This is a genomic window from Blautia sp. DFI.6.71 (genome assembly GCF_020593585.1).
GTDB lineage: Bacteria > Bacillota > Clostridia > Lachnospirales > Lachnospiraceae > Blautia_A > Blautia_A wexlerae.
Map to the genome: position 1 here is coordinate 1 of NZ_JAJDMJ010000035.1, position 23,596 is coordinate 23,596.

The following is a 23,596-nucleotide window of genomic DNA, read 5'->3' on the forward strand; positions in this document are numbered from 1 at the left end:
TTTGGCATATTCATGCCAAAACACCTCGCGGAATAGTGGTGTGTGAACAGTAACATGAGATTAAAAAAAATAAAGAAAATGTAAAAAGTACTTGACATAGCAGACTGAACATGGTATCTTATACAAGTACGTAAGAAAACAAAGCAGAGTTCCACTCTCACCTCAGCGCATTTAGTTTAGCGGCTTGGGTTTATATTGCACAGAGAAGGCTGATATTTAAGTTTGGCAGGAATAAGGAGATTGTTCCCCAGATTAAGAAGAAAAGATATCAGCAGTGTGATAGCGGAGTGTGGATTTTGTCCACGCTTTTTTTATGTAAATGAGGGCGACGAGAAGTCATTAGAATCTATCTAACAGGTATGGAGGTGCACTACAATTAGCAATTTAATGATTAACGAACAGATCAGAGACAAAGAGGTACGCTTAATCGGTTCGGACGGAGAACAGCTTGGAATCATGTCCGCGAAAGAAGCAATGTTCAAAGCTCAGGAGGCAGGGCTTGACCTGGTAAAAATTGCCCCGCAGGCGAAACCGCCGGTATGTAAGATCATCGATTATGGTAAATACCGTTATGAGCTTGCAAGAAAAGAAAAAGAAGCCAAGAAGAAGCAGAAGACCATCGATGTCAAAGAAGTGCGACTTTCTCCAAACATTGATACCAATGACCTGAATACGAAAGTCAACGCCGCCAGAAAGTTCCTCTCCAAGGGTGACAGAGTAAAGGTAACATTACGTTTCCGCGGAAGAGAAATGGCACATATGGCAAGCAGCAGACATGTGCTTGATGATTTTGCAAAGCAGCTTGCAGATGTGGCAACAGTGGAGAAGGCACCGAAGGTTGAAGGCAGAAGCATGACCATGTTTTTAACGGAAAAACGTTAAATATAATAGAGATACAGTTTAAGGAGGAATTAACAATGCCAAAAATTAAAACTTGCAGAGCAGCAGCAAAGCGTTTCAAAAAAACAGGTACAGGAAAATTAGTAAGAAATAAAGCTTATAAGAGCCATATCTTAACAAAGAAATCTCAGAAAAGAAAAAGAAATCTGAGAAAATCTACTGTTGTTGATGCTACTAATGTTAAGAGCATGAAGAAAGCATTACCATATTTATAAGAAGCATTTATTCATTGAAGATAGACAAACAGGAGGAAATTTAAGAAATGGCAAGAATTAAAGGCGGATTAAACGCAAAGAAAAAACATAATCGTACATTAAAACTGGCAAAAGGCTACAGAGGAGCCCGTTCCAAACAGTATAGAGTTGCTAAACAGTCTGTAATGAGAGCACTTGCTAGCTCCTATGCAGGAAGAAAGCAGAAAAAACGTCAGTTCAGACAGCTCTGGATCGCTCGTATCAACGCAGCAGCAAGAATGAACGGATTATCCTACAGCAAACTGATGCACGGACTGAAAGTTGCAAACATCGACATCAACAGAAAGATGCTTGCTGAACTTGCAGTAAACGATGCAGAAGGATTTACAGCACTTGCTGAGATCGCTAAAAAAGCAATTGCATAATTGTCGGTTTTAGAGAGACATAAGATTTGATAAATTAAATCAGAATTTTGAGGTACACATAGAAATTGTTACGGTTTCTGTGTGTACCTTTTTTAATGCATTTTTCGATGAATGGGATAAAATTGCGTGCGCGGTACGGTCAAGTGTCCATGAAAGACGGAAAAATCTTAAATTTCCATAAAGTTTTTCTTGCATGGTCAAATATATGGTGATATAATTTAAAACAGCAACATATTAAAGTGTCAGTGGAAGCCAAAGCCGGCTGGGAACCCAGTTGGCTTTTTGTTACTTTTCAGTTCCTCTACATAATAAATGAACCTGCGGAATCTGGTGAAAATGATATACCGGGTGGAATGAATGGTAACGGAAGCTAATCTTATGAGCCGTAAGAGGGACGAAAGGACTGACAAAATATAAGGAGGATTTTATTATGAAAAACCTGAAAAAAATCATCAGTGTTACTGCGGCAGCAGCAATGGTAATGTCAACAGTTGCACCTGTATCTGTATTTGCAGACGATGCTACATTTAAGATCGGTGGAATCGGACCTGTAACCGGAGCAGCAGCAATTTATGGACAGGCTGTAAAGAATGCAACAGAGCTTGCAATCAATGAAGTAAACGAAGACGGCGGAATCAACGGATATCAGGTAGAGTTCAAATTTGAAGATGATGAAAACGATGCTGAGAAAACCCTGAACGCTTACAACGCATTAAAAGACTGGGGAATGAACATCCTGGTTGGTACAGTTACTTCCACACCTTGTGTAGCTGTAGCAAATGAAACAGCAGCAGACAATATGTTCCAGCTTACTCCATCCGGATCTGCAACAGAGTGTGTTGCTAATCCGAACGTATTCCGTGTATGCTTCTCTGACCCGAACCAGGGTACTGCAGCAGCTCAGTACATTGGAGAGCATAAACTTGCTACAAAAGTAGCTATTATCTACGATAGCTCTGATGTATATTCATCAGGTATCACACAGAACTTCACAGCAGAAGCAGCTAATCAGGGTATTGAAATCGTATCTTCCGAAGCATTCACTGCTGATAACAATAAAGACTTCTCCGTACAGCTTCAGAAAGCAAAAGACGGTGGTGCTGAATTAGTATTCCTTCCGATTTATTATACAGAAGCTTCTCTGATCCTTGCACAGGCAGACAGCATGGGATTTGAAACTAAATTCTTCGGATGCGACGGTATGGACGGTATCCTTGGTGTAGAAAACTTTGATACATCTCTTGCAGAGGGGCTGATGCTTCTTACACCATTTGCAGCAGATTCTACAGATGAGAAAACCCAGAACTTTGTAAAAGCATACAAAGATGCTTACAAAGACACACCAAACCAGTTCGCAGCAGATGCTTATGATGCAGTATACGCAGTCAAAGCAGCAGCAGAAAAAGAAGATGTAAAAGCAGACATGGATGTTGCAGATATCTGTGCAGCACTTGAAAAAGGCATGACCGAGATCACACTTGAAGGTGTTACAGGTGACGAGATCACATGGACAGAAGACGGTGAGCCGAACAAAGCTCCGAAAGCTGTAGAAATCAAAGATGGTGCTTACGCAGCAATGGAATAATGAAATTGAAATAACTGAAAAGATTTCATAAGAAATAAAATGCGATTGTTCCTGGAGTGGACAATGGTTGCATGCCAACGGGGCTGTCTGAATTATGCAGACAGCCCTGTTGCCTAATACGTTATTACATTAATGCGTTAATGACAGATTTACTTTTGGCAAAATAAACAAGACAGATTTCGCTAAAGGCAAATCTGCCAGTTTTACACACAATAAAATTATTTAAATATAAGAAAGGAAAGACTTCTATGAGTAGTTTTATATCATATCTTATCAGTGGTATCAGCCTCGGAAGTGTATATGCGATCATCGCCCTTGGTTATACCATGGTATACGGAATCGCTAAAATGCTGAACTTCGCTCATGGAGATGTTATCATGGTCGGCTCTTATGTAGTTTATGTCGCAGTCAGCGGCATGGGATTAAATCCGATTTTAGCCATCCTGCTGTCCATTATCATCTGTACACTCATGGGCGTTGTGATCGAAGGCGTTGCGTATCGACCACTGCGTAATGCAGCTTCACCTCTGGCTGTTCTGATCACAGCAATTGGTGTCAGCTACCTGCTTCAGAACGTGGCCCTTCTGATCTGGGGAGCAGATACCAAATCATTCAGTAACGTGATCAGTCTTCCATCCCTGAAACTTGCAGGTGGTTCTATCGTGATCACTGGTGTAACCATCGTAACCATTATCGGTGGTATCCTGATCATGGCAGGTCTGATGCTCTTTATCAGCAAGACAAAAACAGGACAGGCAATGCTTGCCGTATCTGAGGATAAAGGCGCTGCCCAGTTAATGGGTATTAACGTAAACAAAACAATCTCCATTACTTTTGCAATCGGTTCTGGACTTGCAGCAATCGCAGGTGTGCTTCTCTGCTCTGCATACCCGTCTTTGACACCATATACAGGTGCTATGCCTGGTATCAAAGCATTCGTTGCAGCTGTATTTGGCGGTATCGGATCTATCCCGGGAGCCTTTATCGGAGGTGTTGTTCTGGGTATCCTGGAGATTTTTGGTAAAGCTTATATCTCTTCACAGATGGCTGATGCCATTGTATTCGGTGTTCTGATCGTAGTTCTGGTTGTGAAACCTACCGGTATTCTTGGTAAGAACATTCAGGAGAAAGTGTGAGGTGGCAGACATGGAAAAGAAGAAATTAAACAAAACAACAAAAAGCAATCTCATTACATACGGAATGGTTCTTGCAGCATATCTGATCGTACAGGGAATGATCGCAGGGAATCTGCTTTCTAACCTGATGCAGGGTCTTCTGGTGCCTCTTTGTGTATATATTATCCTGGCTCTTTCCCTGAACCTGACGGTTGGTATTCTGGGTGAGTTAAGTCTTGGACATGCCGGATTTATGTGTATCGGTGCTTTCACCAGTGCAGCATTTACAAAGGCAACTATGGATACATTTACAAATGCAGGACTTCGTTTCTTCGTTGCTCTGATCATCGGAGCTGTATGTGCAGGTATCTTTGGATTCCTGATCGGTATTCCTGTACTTCGTCTGAAAGGTGACTACCTTGCTATCGTAACACTGGCATTTGGTGAGATCATTAAGAATATCATCAATGTGCTTTATGTAGGAATTGACAGCAACGGAATCCATTTTTCCATGAAAGACCAGATGTCTCTTGGAATGGAGCCTGGTGGAAAAATGATCATCAGTGGTGCCATGGGTATCACAGGTACACCGAGACAGTCAACCTTTACTATAGGTGTGATTCTGATCCTGGTTACTTTATTCGTAGTTCTGAACCTGATCAATTCCAGAGACGGACGTGCGATCATGGCAATCCGTGATAACCGCATTGCAGCGGAATCAATTGGTATTGATATCACAAAGTATAAACTGAAAGCATTTGCAATCTCAGCAGCATTAGCCGGTATCGGCGGTGTGCTTTATGCTCATAATCTTGCAACTTTAACAGCACTTCCGAAGAACTTCGGTTATAACATGTCTATCATGTTCCTGGTATTCGTAGTTCTCGGTGGAATTGGAAATATGCGTGGTTCTATTATTGCGGCAGTGATTCTGAACCTTCTTCCTGAGCTTCTGCGTGGACTCAGTGATTACCGTATGCTGTTCTATGCAATCGTGTTGATTGTAATGATGCTGATCAACTGGGCACCTAAGGCAATCGAGATGAGAGAGCGTCTTTTCAGTAAATTTAAGAAAAAGGAGGCATAAGCTATGGCATTGCTGGAAGTAAATCATTTAAATATTTCATTCGGCGGTCTTCATGCAGTGGATGATTTCCATGTCTCCATCGAGAAAGGACAGCTTTATGGTCTGATCGGTCCGAATGGTGCAGGTAAGACTACAATCTTTAACCTTCTTACAGGTGTGTATAAGCCGGACGAGGGAATCATCAATCTGGACGGACAGGATATCACCGGAAAGAGTACCATTGATATCAACAAGGCAGGAATCGCCAGAACATTCCAGAATATCCGTCTGTTCCATCAGATGAGTGTGCTGGACAATGTAAAGGCAGGACTTCACAATCATGATAAATACAGCCTTTTTACAGGTATTGTACATACTCCGAAATACTTTAAGGTTGAGAAAACCATGAATGAGGAAGCAATGAAGCTTCTTAAAGTGTTTGATCTGGACAAAGAGGCAGATATCCTTGCATCCAACCTTCCTTATGGTAAACAGAGAAAGCTGGAGATTGCCAGAGCACTGGCAACAAAGCCGAAGCTTCTTCTTCTGGATGAGCCGGCTGCAGGTATGAACCCCAATGAAACTGAGGAACTGATGGATACCATCCGTTTTGTTCGTGATAACTTTGATATGACCATTCTTCTGATCGAGCATGATATGAAGCTGGTTTCAGGTATCTGTGAGGAGCTGACTGTACTGAACTTCGGTCATGTTCTGAGACAGGGCAAGACTTCAGATGTGCTCCATGATCCGGAAGTTATCAAGGCATATCTTGGAGAATAGGAGGAGAGACAGATGGCATTACTGGAAGTACAGGACATACAGGTTTATTATGGGATGATTCAGGCATTGAAGGGTGTTTCTTTCTCTGTAAATGAAGGTGAAGTTATTGCTCTGATCGGTGCAAACGGTGCAGGTAAAACAACTACCCTGCATACAGTGACAGGGCTTCTCCGGGCAAAATCAGGACATATTATTTATGACGGACAGGATATCACAAAGGTTCCGCCTCACAAGATCGTAACAATGGGTATGGCACATGTTCCGGAAGGAAGACGTGTGTTTGCAAATATGACTGTTCTTCAGAATCTGAAGATGGGTGCTTTTACAAGATCTGATAAAAATGAGATTGATGCGACCATTGAGAAAGTATATAAACGTTTTCCGCGTCTGAAGGAACGTCAGAATCAGACTGCAGGTACCTTAAGTGGTGGTGAGCAGCAGATGCTCGCCATGGGACGTGCGCTGATGAGCCAGCCGAAGATCATTCTGATGGACGAGCCGTCCATGGGCCTTTCACCGATCTTTGTAAATGAGATCTTTGATATCATTAAAGAGGTAAGTGAGAGTGGAACAACGGTTCTTCTGGTTGAGCAGAATGCGAAGAAGGCTCTTTCTATTGCTGACAGAGCTTATGTCCTTGAGACCGGAAGGATTACACTGGAAGGTAAGGCAAGTGATCTTCTTCATGATGAATCTGTTCAGAAAGCTTATCTTGGAGAGTAAACAGGAGGGATTTTATGGAGAATTTTGTAATTACCATTGCGAGACAGTATGGAAGTGGCGGACGTACCGTCGGTAAGATGCTGGCAGAGAAACTGGGAGTTTCTTTCTATGACAAGCAGATCATTCAGATGGCTTCTGATGAGAGCGGGATTGATGTGAAGCTTTTTGGACAGGTGGAAGAAGGCTCCAGTGTGAAGGCATCTCTGTTTAATAAGACAGGGTTATATAAAGGAGATCTGATCGCACCGGATCAGAAGGGGTTTGTTTCTGATGAGAATATTTTTAATTATCAGGCGAAGATTGCAACGGATCTGGCAGAGAAGGAATCCTGTGTGATCGTTGGGCGTTGTGTGAATTATGTGTTTAAGGACAGACCGAATACTTTGAGAGTGTTTATTCATGCACCCTGGGAGTTTCGTGTGGAGAAGTCCAGAGAGAAGATCAGCGGCAGTGATGAGGAGATTGAGAAGTTTCTTCGTAGGGATGATAAGAGAAAGCAGGATTATTATCGTAAATTTGCCGGTGGGGACTGGAGTGATGCGACGAATTATGATCTGTGTCTGAATGCAGGAAAGCTTGGATTTGAGAAATGTGTGGATGCGATTTTGGCGCAGATGAACGTTATGGGAATTAAATGATGAAAAGGGCAGTCTCTCTTTTTTGGGGGCTGCTTTTTTTTGTATGGGGGACGCGCAGAAAAATAGTTTATTTTATGTGCGGTTTCGGCATCTAAGATATTCTAAGGTGAAAAAAATCTGCTAAGGGCATGAGCCGGCTTCTCAAACTCGCTTCGTTGCAAACTTCGCTCAGACAGTGAGACAGCCGGCTCATAACGTAGATTTTTTTTACCTAAGAATATCTAAGATACCTGCAAATGCACATAAAATAAACTATTTTTCTGAGCTGTGTATTGGTTATAGGAAATAAATGTATGTCTGGGGATTTTGGGTGTGGAAGTAAATTGTGTAGGAATAAAAAAATCCAGGCAGAAAAGTATTTCTGCCGGATTTTTTTATTAAGACTGGGATTTGATTTTGGTTTGGTATTCTTTTAAGGTTTTCTCGTAGCCCATTTCGGAGAGTTCGTAGAAGTGTTCTCCCTGGATTTCGGTGGGGAGGTATTGTTGGTGTACGTAGTGGTTTGGGTAGTCGTGGGCGTATTTGTAGCCGATGCCGTGGCCCAGTTTTTCGTGGCCGCCGTAGTGGGCGTCCTGGAGGTGTGGCGGGACTGTGGTTTTTGTGCGTTTGACGGAGTCCATGGCAGCGAAGATGGCGTTGACTGCGGAGTTGCTTTTGGGGGCGCAGGCCATGTAGGTGACTGCCTGAGAGAGGATGATCTGGGACTCGGGCATTCCTACGCGTTCTACTGCCTGGGCTGCGGCGACTGCTACGCAGAGGGCCTGTGGATCGGCGTTTCCGATGTCTTCGGAGGCGAGGATCATGATTCTTCGGGCTATGAATTTGACGTCTTCTCCGGCGTAGAGCATTTTTGCAAGGTAGTAGACTGCTGCGTCAGGGTCTGAGCCACGCATGCTTTTGATGAAGGCGGAGATGATGTCGTAGTGGTTGTCTCCGTTTTTGTCGTAGCGGACGACGCGTTTCTGGATGCACTGAGATGCCACATCCAAGGTGATGTGGATGAGACCGTCTTCGCTACGGGGGGTAGTGAGGATGCCCAGTTCGATGGCATTGAGGGCATTTCTGGCGTCGCCGCCTGCCATGTCTGCAAGGAAGTCGAGGGCGTCTTCATCTATCCGGGCTTTATAGTTTCCCATTCCTTTTGTTTTGTCGTTGACTGCGCGAAGGATGAGTTCTTTGACTTCGGAGATCTCCAGGGATTTCAGTTCGAAGATGATGGAACGGGAGATTAAAGCAGCGTTGACTTCGAAGTATGGATTCTCTGTTGTGGCACCGATGAGGATGATGGTTCCGTCTTCTACGAATGGGAGGAGATAGTCCTGCTGGCCTTTGTTGAAGCGGTGGATCTCGTCTATGAAGAGGATTGTTTTTTTGCCGTACATACCCAGGTTTTGCTGGGCTTCTTTTACAACTGCTTCCATATCTTTTTTGCCTGCTACAGTGGCGTTGATCTGGGTGAATTCTGCACTGGTAGTGTTGGCGATTACTTTTGCCAGGGTGGTCTTGCCGGTTCCGGGAGGGCCGTAGAAGATGACGGAGGTCAGTTTGTCAGCTTTGATAGCTCTGTATAATAAGGTATTTTTTCCGATGATGTGTTGCTGTCCTACAACTTCATCCAGAGTTGTGGGGCGTAGTCTGGATGCCAGAGGGGATTCCTGGTCCAGGGTTTTTGATTTGGCGTATTCAAATAAATCCATAGTTTTTTCTCCATAGAATATGATGATAAAACAGTCACATTTCATTTCGTGTTTATAGTAACATAAAGCATTTCTGACAAATTATAGCAAGTCTCTTAATCAATATACATTATTTACGAGGAGTGCTATAGAACGTATATTTGTTTTAGTATAACGTATCCCTGTTTTTTTGTAAAGATTAGGAAATAAAAAGGAAGAGCATTATAAGAGCTCTTCCATTATTTTACCGTATATTTCCTGGTAATGTGTGGACCATTTTTTACAGATCGACTGTGCTGCCTCAAGGTTAGGAGCTGCGATGTTCAGGTCGATGAGGGAGTTGCCCTTTTCGATGAGCTGGCATCTTACAGAATAGGTTCCCTGTTTGGTGATGTAATAATCGGCAGGAGTGACGATTCGCTCCTGGGCTTTGAAGCCGGTAGATTTCAGGTATTCTCTGACTTCCTGTTTGATCTCAGGAGAGAGATCTTTCTGGAAAAAGGAGAGAGTCTTTATGCCATCTTCGGTAATCCGGTAATGGGAGACATTGGAACGGGTGTCCATGGTGATCAGTTCTGCCTCTACCAGTTCTGAGATTGCCTGCTGGAGATGGAAATAGTTTGTATATTCCCGGTCCAGGATAAATTCTGAAATCTGCGAATTTGTCAGGGTATTTTCGGTATTCTGAAGCATGTATAACACGATTAATTTGTAAACTGTGAATGGTGTTGCCATTTTATCCCTCCTTTGCATAGAGTAGCAGAGAATCTTTTAGTGTGAAAACAGTCTTCCCTGGTAGCTTTGTTCTTCTTTCATCCTGTGATGCAGCATATTTAATACTTCACGTTTACGGCTTGCCCACAGTGGTGCGATCAGCAGATCTTTGGGGCCGTCGCCTGTGATGCGGTGTATAACCATATCCGGTCTGAGATGTTCCAGACAGTTTATAAGGAGAGAGATGTATTCATCCCGTTCGTAAGTCTGAAACAGTCCTTTCTCGTAATCTGCTGCCAGATCAGTGCCGCGAAGCACATGAAGTAACTGCAGTTTGATTCCCTGAATATCCATATGGTTGAGGTATTCCATAGTTTCCAGAATATCTGCTGTGTTTTCACCGGGCAATCCGAGGATTGTATGCACGATTACTTCGATATTTTCTTTTCGCAGGCGTTTTACGGCATCATCAAAAACGCAGAGAGGATATCCCCTTCGGATATACCTGGCAGTGGACTCATGGATCGTCTGAAGTCCAAGTTCAATCCAGACAGGTTTCTGTTTATTTAACCGGGACAAAAGTGTCACGATTTCAGGACTGAGGCAGTCTGGTCTGGTGCCGATGGAAAGAGCAACTATCTTTGGATGAGAGATTGCTTCTGTAAAAATTTTCTCCAGATATTCCACAGGTGCGTAGGTATTTGTGTACGCCTGGAAATAGGCAATATATTTATGAATCGGACGTTTCTGTGAAAGGATACTGATCTGGCTTTCTATCTGGTCAGTGATGGAAAGTGCGGCATCTGCAGCGAAATCTCCGCTTCCTCCTGCGCTGCAGAAGATGCAGCCGCGGGTTCCAATCTTACCGTCCCTGTTGGGACAGGACATGCCGCCATTTAGCGTGACCTTATAAACCTTTTCTCCAAACCGCTCTCTCAGCATATAGTCCAGAGAGTGGTAGGGTTTCTCTCCCCATTTGGTCATACTGTGTGATCATTTTCTGCTGATGAAGTTTCAGCAGAGTTTCCGTTCTGAAGGTCTGTATTCTGGGTATCTGCATCAGCCGGAATATAATTATCAAAAATCTTTACCAGAAAATGTGCGTTGATAAATGCCTCCAGTGCAAATCCAAACATGCACAGGAGCATGATGGCCATGGACTGTATGCGGAAACTTTTGATAAAAAACACGCCTGCAGGTAACAGAGTGATGACTGCCATCAGGACTGTATATGGAAGATGACGGATAGCCATCAGGAATGCATTGCGGAAGGTGTTTTTGATGGAGTTGTAGAATTTGGCAAGCACCGGATAAATATACAGAAATACCATCATATAAAGGATAGCAAATGCAAAGAAAACGATATACAATACCTGAGACATTGTTCCGCCGATATTACCTACAATACGCAGATCCATGTAAAGGATAGCTGCAACTGCAAGCATGATAAGATTGATGACAGTTGCCTGTTTGAAGTTCTGCTTAAAGGATTTGAAGAAGCTTCTGATAATATAAGATTCTTCGTTACGTGCCATTTTCAGTGTGACATAGTGGAGTGCAGTCAGTGACGCACCAATAGTCACGATCGGCAGACAACAGATCAGAAAGACCACATTAAGCATAATAAGATCAGCCACGCGTCCCATGACGGTGAAGAATTTGTTGTCCATGTTAAATAGTCTGTCCATTCGTTTAATTACTCCTTTTGTATATAATGATGTACAGCATACTCTGCGGATAATCCTGCTACAGAGAAATCTGTACAAGCTTTGTATAACAGTATAACGAATCAGGCAGGAAAAAGCAAATCTTTTATGTGAGCAGGAGCTGGTCTGCAGTGACAAAAACATAGCCTTTTTCAGTAAAAAGATCAGCGATTTTCAGGGCTGCATCCACAGATGTCTGATAGCCGTCATGCATCAGGATGATAGAACCGTCATGCACCTGTTTCTGGGCGATAGACAGGATAGAATCGATGTTTTTGCTTTTCCAGTCCAGGGTGTCTACATCCCAGAATACGGGAAGCATGGTGACAGAAAGTTCCATATCCTTGATCCATGCGCCGAAAGGCGGTCGCACATAAGAAGGGTAAATTCCGGAAGCTTCATAGATTCTGTTATTTGTTTTTTCAATTTCCAGTCGGGCCTTCTCCGCCGGGATCTTGTCAAGCTGTACATGATCCCAGGTGTGATTTCCGATAAGATGTCCGTCTTTTCGCATTTTCAGGAGTATGTCTTCGTTTCCTTCAATGTTCTCGCCTATCAGAAAGAAAGATGCCCGGATGTTTCTTTTTTTTAATCCATCCAGAAGTATGGGGGTATACCGGGCATTGGGACCGTCATCAAAGGTCAATGCGATTCTGGGAGGTTCTTCAACGGGAATCCCGGCAATGGTGTCAGTTGAAAAATCCTCAAAAGCTGTAGCTTTTGCAGATGCCTGTTTTACAAGGGAAAGCATACCGGGACCTGCCAGTGAAATAAGGAACTGTGTGCGTTTGTCAGCAGAAGAAAAGAGTAGGAAAAAAATCATGCATAATATTTCAAAAAATATTAAAGTCCGCTTCATGCAAAGATACTCCTTATAAATTATCAAAAATATGCAGATATGGATGTTAATATGTTTTGGGGAGATTGTGGGATAGTTATAAGCTGATGTAATAGTATATGAAATAAAGAAGGAAAAGATGTAGGGAGTCTGTCAGGGGAGTGATGATGTCTCAGTATTTTGAAGTGTAAAATACTTGCGGGATGTTAGGAAATGGTCGTATAATTAGGGATAAATATTTGTCGAAGTGAGGAGAGGTTTGTTATGAGATATAATTCTGTGCTGGATCTGCATACGCATACTGTGGCCAGTGGGCATGCTTATTGTTCTCTGAGGGAGATGGCGAAGGCAGCTTCTGAGAAGGGACTGGAGGTTCTGGGGATTACGGAACATGCGCCGAGTATGCCGGGGACTTGTCATAAGTTTTATTTTAACAATCTTAAGGTTGTTCCAAGAGAGATGTATGGGATTCAGCTGCTGCTGGGATCCGAGGTGAATATTCTGGATGCGCAGGGGACTGTGGATCTGAATGAGAAAACGCTTTCCAATATGGATGTGGTGATTGCCAGTCTGCATACTCCCTGTATGAAGCCTGCGTCCAGACAGGAGAATACAGAAAGCTATCTGAATGTAATGAAGAATCCGTATGTAAATATTATCGGGCATCCGGATGACGGGAGATATGAGATCGATTATGAGGCACTGGTTCAGGGTGCGAAGGAATATGGGAAGGTTCTGGAACTGAATAATCATTCTATGGATCCGGAATGTACTCGTGAGAATGCTGTGGAAAATGATACTGTGATGCTGAATCTGTGTAAGAAATATCAGGTTCCGGTGGTGATGGACAGTGATGCCCATTTTGATCTTCTGATCGGGGAGTTTGATCTGGCGAGAGATCTGCTGGAGAAACTGGATTTTCCGGAGGAGCTGGTTCTTAACCGGTCTGCGGATGCAATCAGGGAGTATGTGAATCGTAAATTCTGATAAACTGAGAAGCAGTTATTTGGTGTAGAGCTGCGTCACAAAGAGGATGATTTTATCTGCCTTACTCTTCAAAAGAGGTTTTTGTGAGAAAATAAAAAAATCTGTAATTTCTTTTAGGTTAAAGGCTTGCTTCCTATAATTTAACGTGGTAAAATATCACTGTTAGAAATATAACACGGACATTTTAAAGACAAATGTCCGTCCAGTGAAGTACAGAGTTCTAAAAGGAGCATGAAAATGAGTAAAAAAATCAGAACAGAGGCTGTAGATCAGCTTTTTGAAGCGATTTTATGCCTGAAGGATAAAGAAGAGTGCTATACTTTTTTTGAGGATGTATGCACGATCAATGAACTTCTTTCCTTATCACAGCGTTTTGAGGTTGCCAAGATGCTGATGGACAAGAGAACCTATCTTGATATTTCGGAGAAAACCGGAGCTTCCACAGCAACGATCAGTCGTGTGAATCGTTCATTGAATTATGGAAATGACGGATATGAGATGGTGTTTTCAAGAATGGCAGAGAAGGAAACTAAAGGGGAATAAGATAGCGGAAGGCTGAATAAATGCAGTGCTATTGTGGGGCAGGTGAAGATCACCTGCCTTTTTTGTATAGGGAGTTTTCGGATAAAAGAGAAGTCCGATTATTCCTCTTCCGGGAGAGTGTTGTGCAGGCTGAGAAAATGCTGCGAAGGATCAATCTATAAAAGTCGAAAATGAATATTATATAGTCAAATATGCAAACTATGCGGATTGGTATAATGTTATAATTTTGTTTATAAAAGATAACTGGCTGTTGGCAATATCGTATAAGATATTTTTATGAAAAAAGTCATATATAAAGTATTTTGCTGGAAGTATTTTACAAATGCATGGCGAAATGTAATATTGCAGGCAGAGAGAACAGTTATAAAAAAACAAATCATGAGGAGAACATAAGAGTATGAAGGCATTTGATTATTCACTGGTAAAAGATCCACAGTATTTCTGCGATAACCGAATGGAAGCTCATTCAGATCATGTGTATTATAGAAATGGGAATGAAATGCAGGCTGCTGTGCAGGATGGGACAGAAACTTCTTTCCGTTACAGTCTGAACGGTTTATGGAAGTTTCATTATGCGCGTAATTACAAAAGTACAGTTCAGGGATTTGAGAAGGAAGAGTATTGCTGTTATGACTGGGATGACATTCATGTACCTGCACATATCCAGATGGAAGGGTATGATGCACCGCAGTATGCCAATGTCCAGTATCCATGGGAAGGACATGAGGAAATTTATCCGGGTCAGATTCCTGAGAGATTTAATCCGGTTGCAAGCTATGTGAAATATTTTACAGTGCCGGAACATATGAAGGGAAAGAGGTTGTTTATTTCTTTCCAGGGAGCAGAGAGCGGGCTTGCATTGTGGCTGAATGGAGCCTTTGTTGGCTACAGTGAGGATTCTTTCACCCCATCTGAATTTGAACTGACAGATTATCTTAAAGATGGACAGAATAAGCTGGCAGCACAGGTATTCAAATGGACCTCTAGCAGCTGGTGCGAAGATCAGGACTTCTTCCGTTTCTCCGGAATTTACAGAGATGTGTATCTTTATACAGTTCCGGATACCCATGCATATGATCTCCAGATCCGTGCAATCCCGGAAGAGAATCTGGATGTAGCAGATCTTGAAATTAAGGTAAAGACATGGGGAAAAGGAAGCATTGCTTTCAGACTTGAGCAAGATGGAGAATGTGTGCTGGAAGAGAAAAAATCTCTTACAGAAGCTGGAAATGAAGAAGCCGATGCAGAGGCATTTTATATTCAGAAAACAAATAGCAGCAAGACTGTACAGAACAGCTTTGCATGGAAAATCAATAATCCCAAATTATGGAGCGCAGAAGATCCGCAGCTTTATGATCTTACAATTGAATTTTATGACGAAGCAGGAAATATTCAGGAAGTGATTCCTCAGAAGGTTGGATTCCGCCGTTTCGTGATGAAGAACGGCATTATGACTCTGAACGGAAAGCGTATTGTGTTTAAGGGTGTAAACCGTCATGAGTTCAGTTCTGTCAGCGGCAGACATGTATCAGAGGAAGAACTCCGCAAGGATCTTCGCATTATGAAGCAGAATAATATCAATGCCATTCGTACCTGTCATTATCCGGATACATCACTGATCTATCAGCTTTGTGATGAATATGGTATTTATATGATCGATGAGACAAACCTGGAATCCCATGGTTCCTGGGATGTGGCGGAATTTACAAAGGATTATACGCATGTTGTTCCTCACAACAAACCGGAATGGCTGGATATGATGCTTGACCGTGCCAACTCCATGTATCAGAGAGACAAGAATCATCCGGCAATCCTGATCTGGTCCTGTGGAAATGAATCTTTTGGCGGAAAAGATATCTATGAAATGTCTCAGCTTTTCCGTAAGAATGATTCTACCCGTCTGGTACATTATGAGGGACTTTTCCATGACCGCAGTTATAATGATACCAGTGATATGGAAAGCCAGATGTATCCGTCTGTAGAAGCAATCAAAGAGTTTCTGGCAAAGGATGACAGTAAACCGTTTATCTGCTGTGAGTACACACATGCCATGGGAAATTCCTGCGGTGCCATGCACAAATATACTGACCTGACAGATACAGAGCCCAAATATCAGGGCGGATTTATCTGGGATTACATTGACCAGTCTATTTATAAGAAAGACCGCTATGGCAAAGAGTTCCAGGCATATGGTGGCGATTTCGGAGAACGCCCTACAGACTATAATTTCAGCGGTAACGGAATCGCATATGGCGGTGACAGAGAGCCATCTCCGAAGATGCAGGAAGTGAAATTTAATTATCAGAATATTACTGCAGAAGTAACTGCGGATACAGTAAAAGTGATTAACAAGAATCTGTTTGTAAACACAAATACTTTTGACTGTAAGGTAATACTTGCAAAGAATGGAAAAGTGATTTGTACAGAAGCACTGGAAACAGCAGTTGAGCCATTGAGTACGAAAGAATATAAACTGCCTTTTGGAAAGGCTGAAGCAGTCGGAGAATATACAGTCACTGTTTCCTTCCATCTGAAAGAGGAAAAAGTGTGGGCATCTGCAGGCCATGAGATCGCGTTTGGACAGTATGTATATCAGGTGAAAGAGGATGTTCCGGATGGAAAATCAGATTCAGCAGAAACAGCGATTACAGCGGAAAAAGATGTATGTGTATCAGATGCGTTTGTAAAGAAGCCACAGATCATCCGAAGCACACACAACATTGGTGTCCGCGGCGAGCACTTTGAAGTAATGTTCTCCGTCCTCAATGGTGGTCTGGTTTCTTACAGATATGCGGGCAAAGAGATGATCGAGGCAATCCCGAAACCAAACTTCTGGCGCGCACCAACAGACAATGACTGTGGAAATCTTATGCAGATGCGCTACGCACAGTGGAAAGTCGCCAGTATGTATTTAAGTCATAAAGAATACAGAAAAGGTGCATACGGTCCATCCAATTCACCACAGACAGAAGAAACAGACCACTCTGTAAAAGTAACTTTTACCTATCTGATGCCAACCACACCAGCCAGTGAGTGTCAGCTCACCTACGAAGTATTCGGAGATGGAAAAGTGAAGACAACTTTAACTTATGATCCTGTAAAAGAACTTGGTGATATGCCGGAATTTGGGGTGATTTTCAAATTCAATGCAGATTACGACAATGTTCAGTGGTATGGACTGGGCGAAGCTGAGACCTATGCAGATCGCAAAAAAGGTGCAAAACTGGGCATTTACCAGAATAAAATTGTGGACAACATAGCAAGATACATGGTACCGCAGGAATGTGGAGCAAAAGAGGAAGTACGCTGGGCGAAGGTCACAGACCGCAAGGGCAGAGGAATGTACTTTGAGATGGCTGAAGAACCAATGATGTTCTCTGCACTCCCATACACTCCACATGAGATGGAAAATGCCATGCATCCATATGAACTCCCACAGATTCATTACACAGTAGTACGCGTAGCCAAAGGACAGATGGGAATCGGCGGCGATGACAGCTGGGGAGCATATACCCATCAGGAATATCTGCTGAATGCAGACGGAAAGATGGAATTCTCTTTTAGCTTTAAAGGAATTTAATATAGTTTATTAAAAAAGCCATTTTCAGTCAGAAGGTGGCTTTTTTAAATAATGCTAATAACATTTATTGAAAATAATTGGAACAGGATGTATGATTACAGAGAAAGAGTAAATCAAGTACATTGTTGCGTAAATAACTATATTAATTGCGTAGACGAGCGAGTGGCACAGTTATTTCGATAGAGAATGATAACAATAATATTCGGATTCGACATACTGTACGAAGAGGGAGGAATTATCTTATGTATCAGGCAGATGAAAAACGTTATGAAACTATGAAATACCACCGCTGTGGTGCCAGTGGGCTGATGCTGCCGGAGTTATCTCTGGGGTTATGGCATAATTTCGGAGACACCGGTGTTTATGAGAATATGAAGCAGATGTGCTTCACAGCATTTGATAATGGAATTACACATTTTGACCTTGCAAACAACTATGGCCCACAGCCTGGAAGTGCGGAGGAAAATTTTGGAAAAATCCTGAGAGAGGAATTTTCTGCATACAGAGATGAGCTGATCGTCAGCACAAAGGCGGGCTATGATATGTGGCCGGGACCTTATGGAAACTGGGGAAGCCGTAAGTATCTGATCGCCAGTCTTGACCAGAGCCTGAAACGTCTTGGCCTGGATTATGTAGATATCTTCTATCATCACAGAATGGATCCGGAGACTCCTCTCGAGGAGACCATGGAGGCTCTGGCACAGATTGTCAGAAGCGGAAAGGCATTGTATGTTGGAATTTCCAACTATGATGGTGAGACAATGAAACGCGCCGCAGATATTCTGGAGGAACTGCACTGTCCGTTTATCATTAATCAGAATTCATATAATATTTTTAACAGAACGATTGAGAAAAATGGTCTGAAGCAGGCTGCTGCAGAGAAGAGAAAGGGGATTATTTCTTTTAGTCCTCTGGCACAGGGAATGCTTACTGACCGTTATTTGAACGGAATTCCGAAGGACAGCCGTGTCAACACAGACGGACGTTTTCTCCATGCAGATCAGTTCAGTGAGGAACGTCTTAACAGTATCCGCAGTCTGAATGCAATTGCAGCAGAGAGAGGGGAAAGTCTTGCTCAGATGGCACTGAAATGGATTCTCCGCGACGGAATCGTAACCAGCGTTCTCATCGGGGCATCCCGTCCGCAGCAGATTCTTGAGAACCTGAAAGTGCTTGACAGTGCACCGTTTAGTGAAGAGGAATTAAAGAAGATTGATGAGTGTTCACTGGCATTATAATAAACATCCACTTGACAGACTGTTTTCTTAAATGATATGAAAGAGTAATGTAATCTGAATTGCATTATTTTCTGGAATTATCAGCGAATAACAGATATGCGGAAAGGAAAATTATGATTATTTATCACGAAAGTTCAAAGACATTCCATTTATACAACAATGAAATCAGTTATATTATGACCGTACTTCCAAATGGACATCTTGGAAATCTCTATTTGGGGAAAAGAATCCATGACAGAGAAGATTTTTCATATCTTCTTGAGATGAAGCAGCGACCAATGACAGCCTGTGTTTATGAGGGAAATCGCAAATTTTCGCTGGAGCATCTGAAACTGGAATATCCGGTGTATGGTAGTTCTGATTACCGTTATCCGGCAATGGAGATCCTTCAGGAAAACGGCAGCAGGATTTCTGATTTTACTTATGTAAGTTATACAATTGCAGCTGGAAAACCAAAACTTCAGGGGCTTCCGGCTACATATACTGAGAAAGACGAAGAAGCCCAGACCTTATGTGTAAAATTGAAAGATGAAGTAACAGGAATGGTATTGGAATTGCTTTATACTATTTTTACACAGAGGGGGATCATCACCAGAAGTGCCAGATTTACAAACGAGGGTACATCATCAGTACATCTGTTAAATGCAATGAGCCTCAGCCTTGATCTGCCGGACAAGGATTATGTGTGGATGCAGTTTTCAGGTGCATGGTCCAGAGAACGTCATGTGAAAGAACGCAGATTAGAGCAGGGAATCCAGTCTGTGGGAAGCATCAGAGGAAATTCTTCCCATGAACATAATCCCTTTATTGTGCTCCGACGTCCGTCAGCAACAGAAAATGCAGGAGAAGTGATGGGATTCAGCCTGATCTACAGCGGAAATCACAGAATGCAGGCAGAGGTGGATACTCATGATACAACCCGCATCACTGTGGGAATCAATCCGCAGAATTTTGACTGGAAGCTGGACTGTGGTGAGAGCTTTCAGACTCCGGAAGCAGTAGTAGTATTTTCTGATAAGGGTCTGAATGGAATGAGCCAGACTTTCCATAAATTATATCAGAAGAGACTGGCAAGAGGTTACTGGAGAGACCGTCCCAGGCCAATCCTTAACAATAACTGGGAAGCTACTTATTTTGATTTTACAGAGGACCGTCTGGTGGAAATTGCTGCAAAGGCAAAGGAATGTGGTGTTGAATTATTTGTGCTGGATGACGGATGGTTCGGTGCACGAAGCAACGATTATGCAGGACTTGGTGACTGGGCGGCAAACAGAGAGCGTCTTCCGCAGGGAATCAAGGGAATTGCAGACAGGATTGAAGAGATGGGTATGAAATTTGGTCTATGGTTTGAGCCGGAGATGGTGAATAAGGATTCCGATCTTTACCGTGCACATCCGGACTGGATCCTGCAGACACCCCAGAGGCATTCCTGTCATGGCAGAAATCAGTATGTGCTGGACTTCTCCAGAAAAGAAGTGGTGGACTGTATTTATGAGATGATGTACAAAATCCTCTCAGAAGCAAAGGTTTCCTACATCAAATGGGATATGAACAGAAGTATTACAGAATGTTATTCAGCTGCACTTCCTGCAGACCGTCAGGGAGAAGTGTTCCACAGATATATTCTCGGAATTTATGATCTGTATGGGCGGTTAAATACTGCATTTCCGCAGATTCTCTTTGAGTCCTGCGCAAGCGGCGGCGGACGTTTTGATCCGGGAATCCTTTATTATGCGCCACAGGGATGGACAAGTGATGATACAGATGCGGCAGAGCGTGTGAAAATCCAGTACGGCACAAGTATGTGTTATCCCGTAAGTTCCATGGGAAGTCATGTTTCTGTAGTGCCAAACCATCAGTTAAACCGCAAAACTCCATTACATACAAGAGCAAATGTAGCTTATTTTGGAACTTTCGGATATGAGCTGGATCTGAATAAACTGTCTGATGAGGAAATCAGTGAAGTAAAACAGCAGATCACTTTTATGAAAGAATACAGAGAACTGATCCAGTTTGGAACTTTTTACAGACTGAAAAGTCCTTTTGAGGGCAATGAAACAGCGTGGATGACAGTCAGTGAGGACAAAAAGACAGCGCTGGTATTCTGGTACAGGGAGAGAAATGTAGTAAACGCAGATTTTACCAGAGTACGGCTTCAGGGACTGGATCCGGATCTTATCTACAGAAATGAGTATAATGGAACAGAAAACTACGGGGATGAGCTGATGAATCTGGGACTGCTCACCACAGACTGTACAGCAGGTGAACCTACAAGTGAAGACGAACCATGCACAGACTATGAGTCCAGAATTTATGTTTTAACTGCAAAATAATAACCGAATCAGATAAGCTCCTTATGGAGGTTGCGAAAAGCAATAGACAGAAATAAAAAATCAACAAAAAGCAGGCAGAACGATCACACGGGATGGTCTACCTGCTTTTCGTTAAATTTATCCATCATTTCTTTATGAGTCTTATAATTCTTCGGACTCATTCCAAACTTCTTCTTAAAAGCTTTTGAAAAAACAAGCTGGTCTTCATAGCCCACATTATTAGCAATCTCTTTAACAGACAGACTGGTGCTGACCAGAAGATTGGCTGCTTTATGCATCTTATAATCAATGAGGAAGGTCTGTGCCGACATTCCAAGCTCTTTCTGAAAGGAACTGTTCAGATAGGCACGGCTGATTCCGATATTATCTGCAATATCAGAGATGCCGATTCCTCTTTGATACATATCTTTAATATATTCAATGGCAAGCTCCACGTAAACACTGGTGCTATAAGCATATTTGGCATTTTTTTTGTTCTGTGCAGACTGTTTTTCATGAAAGTCGGCAAGCTCGGCTAACAACAGGATCAGATAAGCCTGGCGCCTTAGATCATTGGCTTTGGAAAGCTGCTTATGATTCAGCATATAATCGATGTGTTTCAGGATTATTTTCTGATCCGGTGCAGGAAGTACTAATTGATTTTTGGAAAATCCACATTCTTTTACCATTGAGTGAGCTCGGATTCCGCGAAAACCAATCCAGGCATAAGTCCAGGGATTGGTTTCATCAGCACCGTATGTGACTGGTTCATTTGGATAAATTACAAACATCTGTCCGGGAGTAAGGCTCCAGGTCTGACCTCCGGCAGAATAGAATCCGGTACCGTCCAGCACAAAATGGATGATGAACTCATCTCTTGGCATGGAACAGATATGTCCGGGCGGGCAGTGTTCTTTGCCCGTATGGATCAGACTGATATCAAGGGAGCCCTCTTTCAGGTTTTCAAGACAGCGGAAAGTAGCGCTGTCCGTATATTTTACATTTGGCATTTGGGTAATTCCTTTTTCTATTTTCTTTGATTGCAGATATTGTTGATATAAAGACATAAGGACTGATATCCTGCAAATACGCATAAATTCAAGTCGTTGTTGACATTTTACCATAAATTCAGCGGTTTTTCCATAACGATTATGACATAAATTCATTTCATTAGTCCATTTAAAAAAATAGACAAAAACGTATAATAAGAATCACAAGGAACACGTCGAAACGACGAATAAAGGAGGATGTATATGAGAAAAAACATGAAAAAACTCACAGTCGCAACAGTGATCGGTGCTATGACAGTTACTGCACTTGCACCAGTAAGCGCACAGGCGAAAGACAAAACTCTGACAGTTGCAATCTGGGATAACGGACAGAAAGCCGGACTTCAGGAGATCATGGATGAGTTTACAAAAGAGACCGGAATCAAAACTGAACTTCAGGTAGTAGAGTGGAGCAGCTACTGGACACTTCTTGAAGCAGGTGCATCAGGCGGAGACATGCCGGACGTATTCTGGATGCATTCCAATGAAGCTGTAAGATACATGTCCAATGATATCTTACTTGATCTGACAGACAAGATTGCAGACAGCGACAAACTGGAAATGGACAAATTCCCGAAAGATATCAAAGAAATGTATCAGTGGGACGGAAAAACATACGCAGTACCGAAGGACATCGATACAATTGCTATGTGGTACAACAAAGATATGTTTGATGAAGCAGGAATCGATTATCCGGACGGAAGCTGGACATGGGATGAATTCTATGACATTGCAGAAAAACTTACAAAAGAAGACGGAAGCCAGTATGGTTTCGCAGCAAACCCGTCTAACGAGCAGGATACATGGATGAATATTGTTTACTCCATGGGCGGACGTGTACTGACAGATGACAACAAATCCGGTTTTGATGATCCAAACACTATCAAAGCAATGGAATTCGTTGACAAATGCGTTAAAAATGTAATGCCTCCTGCATCTACAATGTCCGAAACAGGTACAGACGTACTCTTCGGATCTGGCAAGGTAGCTATGATTTCTCAGGGATCCTGGATGGTATCTGCTTTCAAAGACAACGATTACATCAAAGAGCACTGTGATGTGGCAAGACTTCCGAAAGATGCTGAAACAGGAGAGAGCGTATCTATTTACAATGGTCTTGGATGGGCAGCATCTGCAAACACAGATATGCCGGACGAAGCTTTCCAGCTTATTGAGTGGTTCGGTACAAAAGATATGCAGCAGAAACAGGCTGACCTTGGTGTAACAATGGCAGCTTACGAAGGAATGTCCGATGGATGGGTTAACAGTGTTGACTGCTTCAACTTACAGCCATACATGGATGCAATGGACAATATCGTATTCAGACCACACACAAATGCAACACTTGCATGGTGGAACCCAATGTGCGAAGAACTGAAGAAACCATGGAATGATGAAGAAAGCATGGATGATGCATGCAAGAATATCGTTACTATTATGAACGATGCCATCGCAGAAGAGTCCTATTAATTAATATTCAGCAAAACCATTCATAAAAAATAAGAAACAGGAAAGCTGCCGCAG

The 23,596-nt window shown here is 42.6% G+C and carries 21 protein-coding genes; 15 read left to right on the forward strand and 6 right to left on the reverse strand.

The annotated features are described in order from the left end of the window. The first annotated feature begins 387 nt into the window (after window positions 1-387). The 9 genes from infC (at window position 388) to LJE12_RS13695 (ending at window position 7,429) form a co-directional block, all read left to right on the forward strand. A complete protein-coding gene (infC, locus tag LJE12_RS13655; protein ID WP_008706524.1) occupies window positions 388-882 on the forward strand; it encodes a translation initiation factor IF-3 in 495 nt (164 codons plus the stop codon). Between the two features lie 35 nt (window positions 883-917). After that, entirely contained in the window at window positions 918-1,115 is a 198-nt protein-coding gene (gene rpmI / locus LJE12_RS13660; RefSeq protein ID WP_008706525.1) for a 50S ribosomal protein L35, read from the forward strand. Window positions 1,116-1,162: 47 nt separating this feature from the next. Further along, window positions 1,163-1,519 (forward strand): 50S ribosomal protein L20, encoded by a 357-nt coding sequence (gene rplT / locus LJE12_RS13665; protein WP_022380175.1) that lies wholly within the window; start codon window positions 1,163-1,165, stop codon window positions 1,517-1,519. 430 nt (window positions 1,520-1,949) lie between these two features. Next, a complete protein-coding gene (locus LJE12_RS13670; protein ID WP_020993610.1) occupies window positions 1,950-3,104 on the forward strand; it encodes an ABC transporter substrate-binding protein in 1,155 nt (384 codons plus the stop codon). 248 nt (window positions 3,105-3,352) lie between these two features. Then, on the forward strand, window positions 3,353-4,240 hold the full coding sequence (locus tag LJE12_RS13675) for a branched-chain amino acid ABC transporter permease (RefSeq protein WP_008706530.1): 888 nt from the start codon (window positions 3,353-3,355) through the stop codon (window positions 4,238-4,240). 10 nt (window positions 4,241-4,250) lie between these two features. Next, window positions 4,251-5,306, forward strand: a complete 1,056-nt coding sequence (locus LJE12_RS13680; protein WP_020993609.1) for a branched-chain amino acid ABC transporter permease — start codon at window positions 4,251-4,253, stop codon at window positions 5,304-5,306. A 3-nt stretch (window positions 5,307-5,309) separates the two neighbouring features. Next, on the forward strand, window positions 5,310-6,068 hold the full coding sequence (locus LJE12_RS13685; protein ID WP_022380173.1) for an ABC transporter ATP-binding protein: 759 nt from the start codon (window positions 5,310-5,312) through the stop codon (window positions 6,066-6,068). 12 nt (window positions 6,069-6,080) lie between these two features. Continuing rightward, complete coding sequence (locus LJE12_RS13690) at window positions 6,081-6,791, forward strand: ABC transporter ATP-binding protein (protein ID WP_020993607.1); 711 nt, start codon at window positions 6,081-6,083, stop codon at window positions 6,789-6,791. A 14-nt stretch (window positions 6,792-6,805) separates the two neighbouring features. Beyond that, a complete protein-coding gene (locus LJE12_RS13695; protein WP_118408383.1) occupies window positions 6,806-7,429 on the forward strand; it encodes a cytidylate kinase-like family protein in 624 nt (207 codons plus the stop codon). A gap of 377 nt (window positions 7,430-7,806) precedes the next feature. Here LJE12_RS13695 and LJE12_RS13700 read toward each other — a convergent pair whose 3' ends face one another. The 5 genes from LJE12_RS13700 to LJE12_RS13720 all read right to left on the reverse strand — a co-directional run bounded on the left by LJE12_RS13700 (window position 7,807) and on the right by LJE12_RS13720 (window position 12,384). Continuing rightward, window positions 7,807-9,126: a replication-associated recombination protein A gene (locus tag LJE12_RS13700; RefSeq protein ID WP_062808049.1), complete on the reverse strand. Its 1,320-nt coding sequence runs from the start codon at window positions 9,124-9,126 to the stop codon at window positions 7,807-7,809. 201 nt (window positions 9,127-9,327) lie between these two features. After that, window positions 9,328-9,840, reverse strand: a complete 513-nt coding sequence (locus tag LJE12_RS13705; RefSeq protein ID WP_008706534.1) for a DUF4364 family protein — start codon at window positions 9,838-9,840, stop codon at window positions 9,328-9,330. A 36-nt stretch (window positions 9,841-9,876) separates the two neighbouring features. Beyond that, complete coding sequence (locus LJE12_RS13710; protein ID WP_055058620.1) at window positions 9,877-10,803, reverse strand: TIGR01212 family radical SAM protein; 927 nt, start codon at window positions 10,801-10,803, stop codon at window positions 9,877-9,879. Beyond that, window positions 10,800-11,507, reverse strand: a complete 708-nt coding sequence (locus LJE12_RS13715) for a YesL family protein (protein ID WP_182437506.1) — start codon at window positions 11,505-11,507, stop codon at window positions 10,800-10,802. The genes LJE12_RS13710 and LJE12_RS13715 overlap by 4 nt, the downstream gene beginning before the upstream one ends. A 124-nt stretch (window positions 11,508-11,631) precedes the next feature. Beyond that, window positions 11,632-12,384: a polysaccharide deacetylase family protein gene (locus LJE12_RS13720; protein WP_227226849.1), complete on the reverse strand. Its 753-nt coding sequence runs from the start codon at window positions 12,382-12,384 to the stop codon at window positions 11,632-11,634. Window positions 12,385-12,627: 243 nt separating this feature from the next. Between LJE12_RS13720 and LJE12_RS13725 the strand changes: the two genes are divergently transcribed. The 5 genes from LJE12_RS13725 to LJE12_RS13745 all read left to right on the forward strand — a co-directional run bounded on the left by LJE12_RS13725 (window position 12,628) and on the right by LJE12_RS13745 (window position 21,044). Beyond that, a complete protein-coding gene (locus LJE12_RS13725) occupies window positions 12,628-13,350 on the forward strand; it encodes a phosphatase (protein WP_118571219.1) in 723 nt (240 codons plus the stop codon). A 237-nt stretch (window positions 13,351-13,587) separates the two neighbouring features. Continuing rightward, entirely contained in the window at window positions 13,588-13,893 is a 306-nt protein-coding gene (locus tag LJE12_RS13730) for a YerC/YecD family TrpR-related protein (RefSeq protein WP_008706557.1), read from the forward strand. 397 nt (window positions 13,894-14,290) lie between these two features. Next, the gene (locus LJE12_RS13735) at window positions 14,291-17,473 is read left to right on the forward strand and encodes a glycoside hydrolase family 2 TIM barrel-domain containing protein (protein WP_227226850.1); all 3,183 of its coding nucleotides are present in this window, start codon (window positions 14,291-14,293) and stop codon (window positions 17,471-17,473) included. 242 nt (window positions 17,474-17,715) lie between these two features. Then, window positions 17,716-18,711 (forward strand): L-glyceraldehyde 3-phosphate reductase, encoded by a 996-nt coding sequence (mgrA, locus tag LJE12_RS13740; RefSeq protein ID WP_227226851.1) that lies wholly within the window; start codon window positions 17,716-17,718, stop codon window positions 18,709-18,711. A gap of 110 nt (window positions 18,712-18,821) precedes the next feature. Further along, window positions 18,822-21,044: an alpha-galactosidase gene (locus LJE12_RS13745; RefSeq protein ID WP_227226854.1), complete on the forward strand. Its 2,223-nt coding sequence runs from the start codon at window positions 18,822-18,824 to the stop codon at window positions 21,042-21,044. A gap of 83 nt (window positions 21,045-21,127) precedes the next feature. Here LJE12_RS13745 and LJE12_RS13750 read toward each other — a convergent pair whose 3' ends face one another. Then, entirely contained in the window at window positions 21,128-22,033 is a 906-nt protein-coding gene (locus LJE12_RS13750) for an AraC family transcriptional regulator (protein WP_227226852.1), read from the reverse strand. 243 nt (window positions 22,034-22,276) lie between these two features. On the opposite strand from LJE12_RS13750, the gene LJE12_RS13755 reads away from it, so the two are divergent. Continuing rightward, a complete protein-coding gene (locus LJE12_RS13755) occupies window positions 22,277-23,542 on the forward strand; it encodes an ABC transporter substrate-binding protein (protein WP_022381158.1) in 1,266 nt (421 codons plus the stop codon). Window positions 23,543-23,596 lie beyond the last annotated feature (54 nt).

Bases quoted from the DNA above. Each gene is read 5' to 3' on its own strand.
- infC (WP_008706524.1), top strand. From the start codon at position 388: ATGATTAACGAACAGATCAGAGACAAAGAGGTACGCTTAATCGGTTCG.
- rpmI (WP_008706525.1), top strand. From the start codon at position 918: ATGCCAAAAATTAAAACTTGCAGAGCAGCAGCAAAGCGTTTCAAAAAA.
- rplT (WP_022380175.1), top strand. From the start codon at position 1,163: ATGGCAAGAATTAAAGGCGGATTAAACGCAAAGAAAAAACATAATCGT.
- LJE12_RS13670 (WP_020993610.1), top strand. From the start codon at position 1,950: ATGAAAAACCTGAAAAAAATCATCAGTGTTACTGCGGCAGCAGCAATG.
- LJE12_RS13675 (WP_008706530.1), top strand. From the start codon at position 3,353: ATGAGTAGTTTTATATCATATCTTATCAGTGGTATCAGCCTCGGAAGT.
- LJE12_RS13680 (WP_020993609.1), top strand. From the start codon at position 4,251: ATGGAAAAGAAGAAATTAAACAAAACAACAAAAAGCAATCTCATTACA.
- LJE12_RS13685 (WP_022380173.1), top strand. From the start codon at position 5,310: ATGGCATTGCTGGAAGTAAATCATTTAAATATTTCATTCGGCGGTCTT.
- LJE12_RS13690 (WP_020993607.1), top strand. From the start codon at position 6,081: ATGGCATTACTGGAAGTACAGGACATACAGGTTTATTATGGGATGATT.
- LJE12_RS13695 (WP_118408383.1), top strand. From the start codon at position 6,806: ATGGAGAATTTTGTAATTACCATTGCGAGACAGTATGGAAGTGGCGGA.
- LJE12_RS13700 (WP_062808049.1), bottom strand. From the start codon at position 9,126: ATGGATTTATTTGAATACGCCAAATCAAAAACCCTGGACCAGGAATCC.
- LJE12_RS13705 (WP_008706534.1), bottom strand. From the start codon at position 9,840: ATGGCAACACCATTCACAGTTTACAAATTAATCGTGTTATACATGCTT.
- LJE12_RS13710 (WP_055058620.1), bottom strand. From the start codon at position 10,803: ATGACCAAATGGGGAGAGAAACCCTACCACTCTCTGGACTATATGCTG.
- LJE12_RS13715 (WP_182437506.1), bottom strand. From the start codon at position 11,507: ATGGACAGACTATTTAACATGGACAACAAATTCTTCACCGTCATGGGA.
- LJE12_RS13720 (WP_227226849.1), bottom strand. From the start codon at position 12,384: ATGAAGCGGACTTTAATATTTTTTGAAATATTATGCATGATTTTTTTC.
- LJE12_RS13725 (WP_118571219.1), top strand. From the start codon at position 12,628: ATGAGATATAATTCTGTGCTGGATCTGCATACGCATACTGTGGCCAGT.
- LJE12_RS13730 (WP_008706557.1), top strand. From the start codon at position 13,588: ATGAGTAAAAAAATCAGAACAGAGGCTGTAGATCAGCTTTTTGAAGCG.
- LJE12_RS13735 (WP_227226850.1), top strand. From the start codon at position 14,291: ATGAAGGCATTTGATTATTCACTGGTAAAAGATCCACAGTATTTCTGC.
- mgrA (WP_227226851.1), top strand. From the start codon at position 17,716: ATGTATCAGGCAGATGAAAAACGTTATGAAACTATGAAATACCACCGC.
- LJE12_RS13750 (WP_227226852.1), bottom strand. From the start codon at position 22,033: ATGCCAAATGTAAAATATACGGACAGCGCTACTTTCCGCTGTCTTGAA.
- LJE12_RS13755 (WP_022381158.1), top strand. From the start codon at position 22,277: ATGAGAAAAAACATGAAAAAACTCACAGTCGCAACAGTGATCGGTGCT.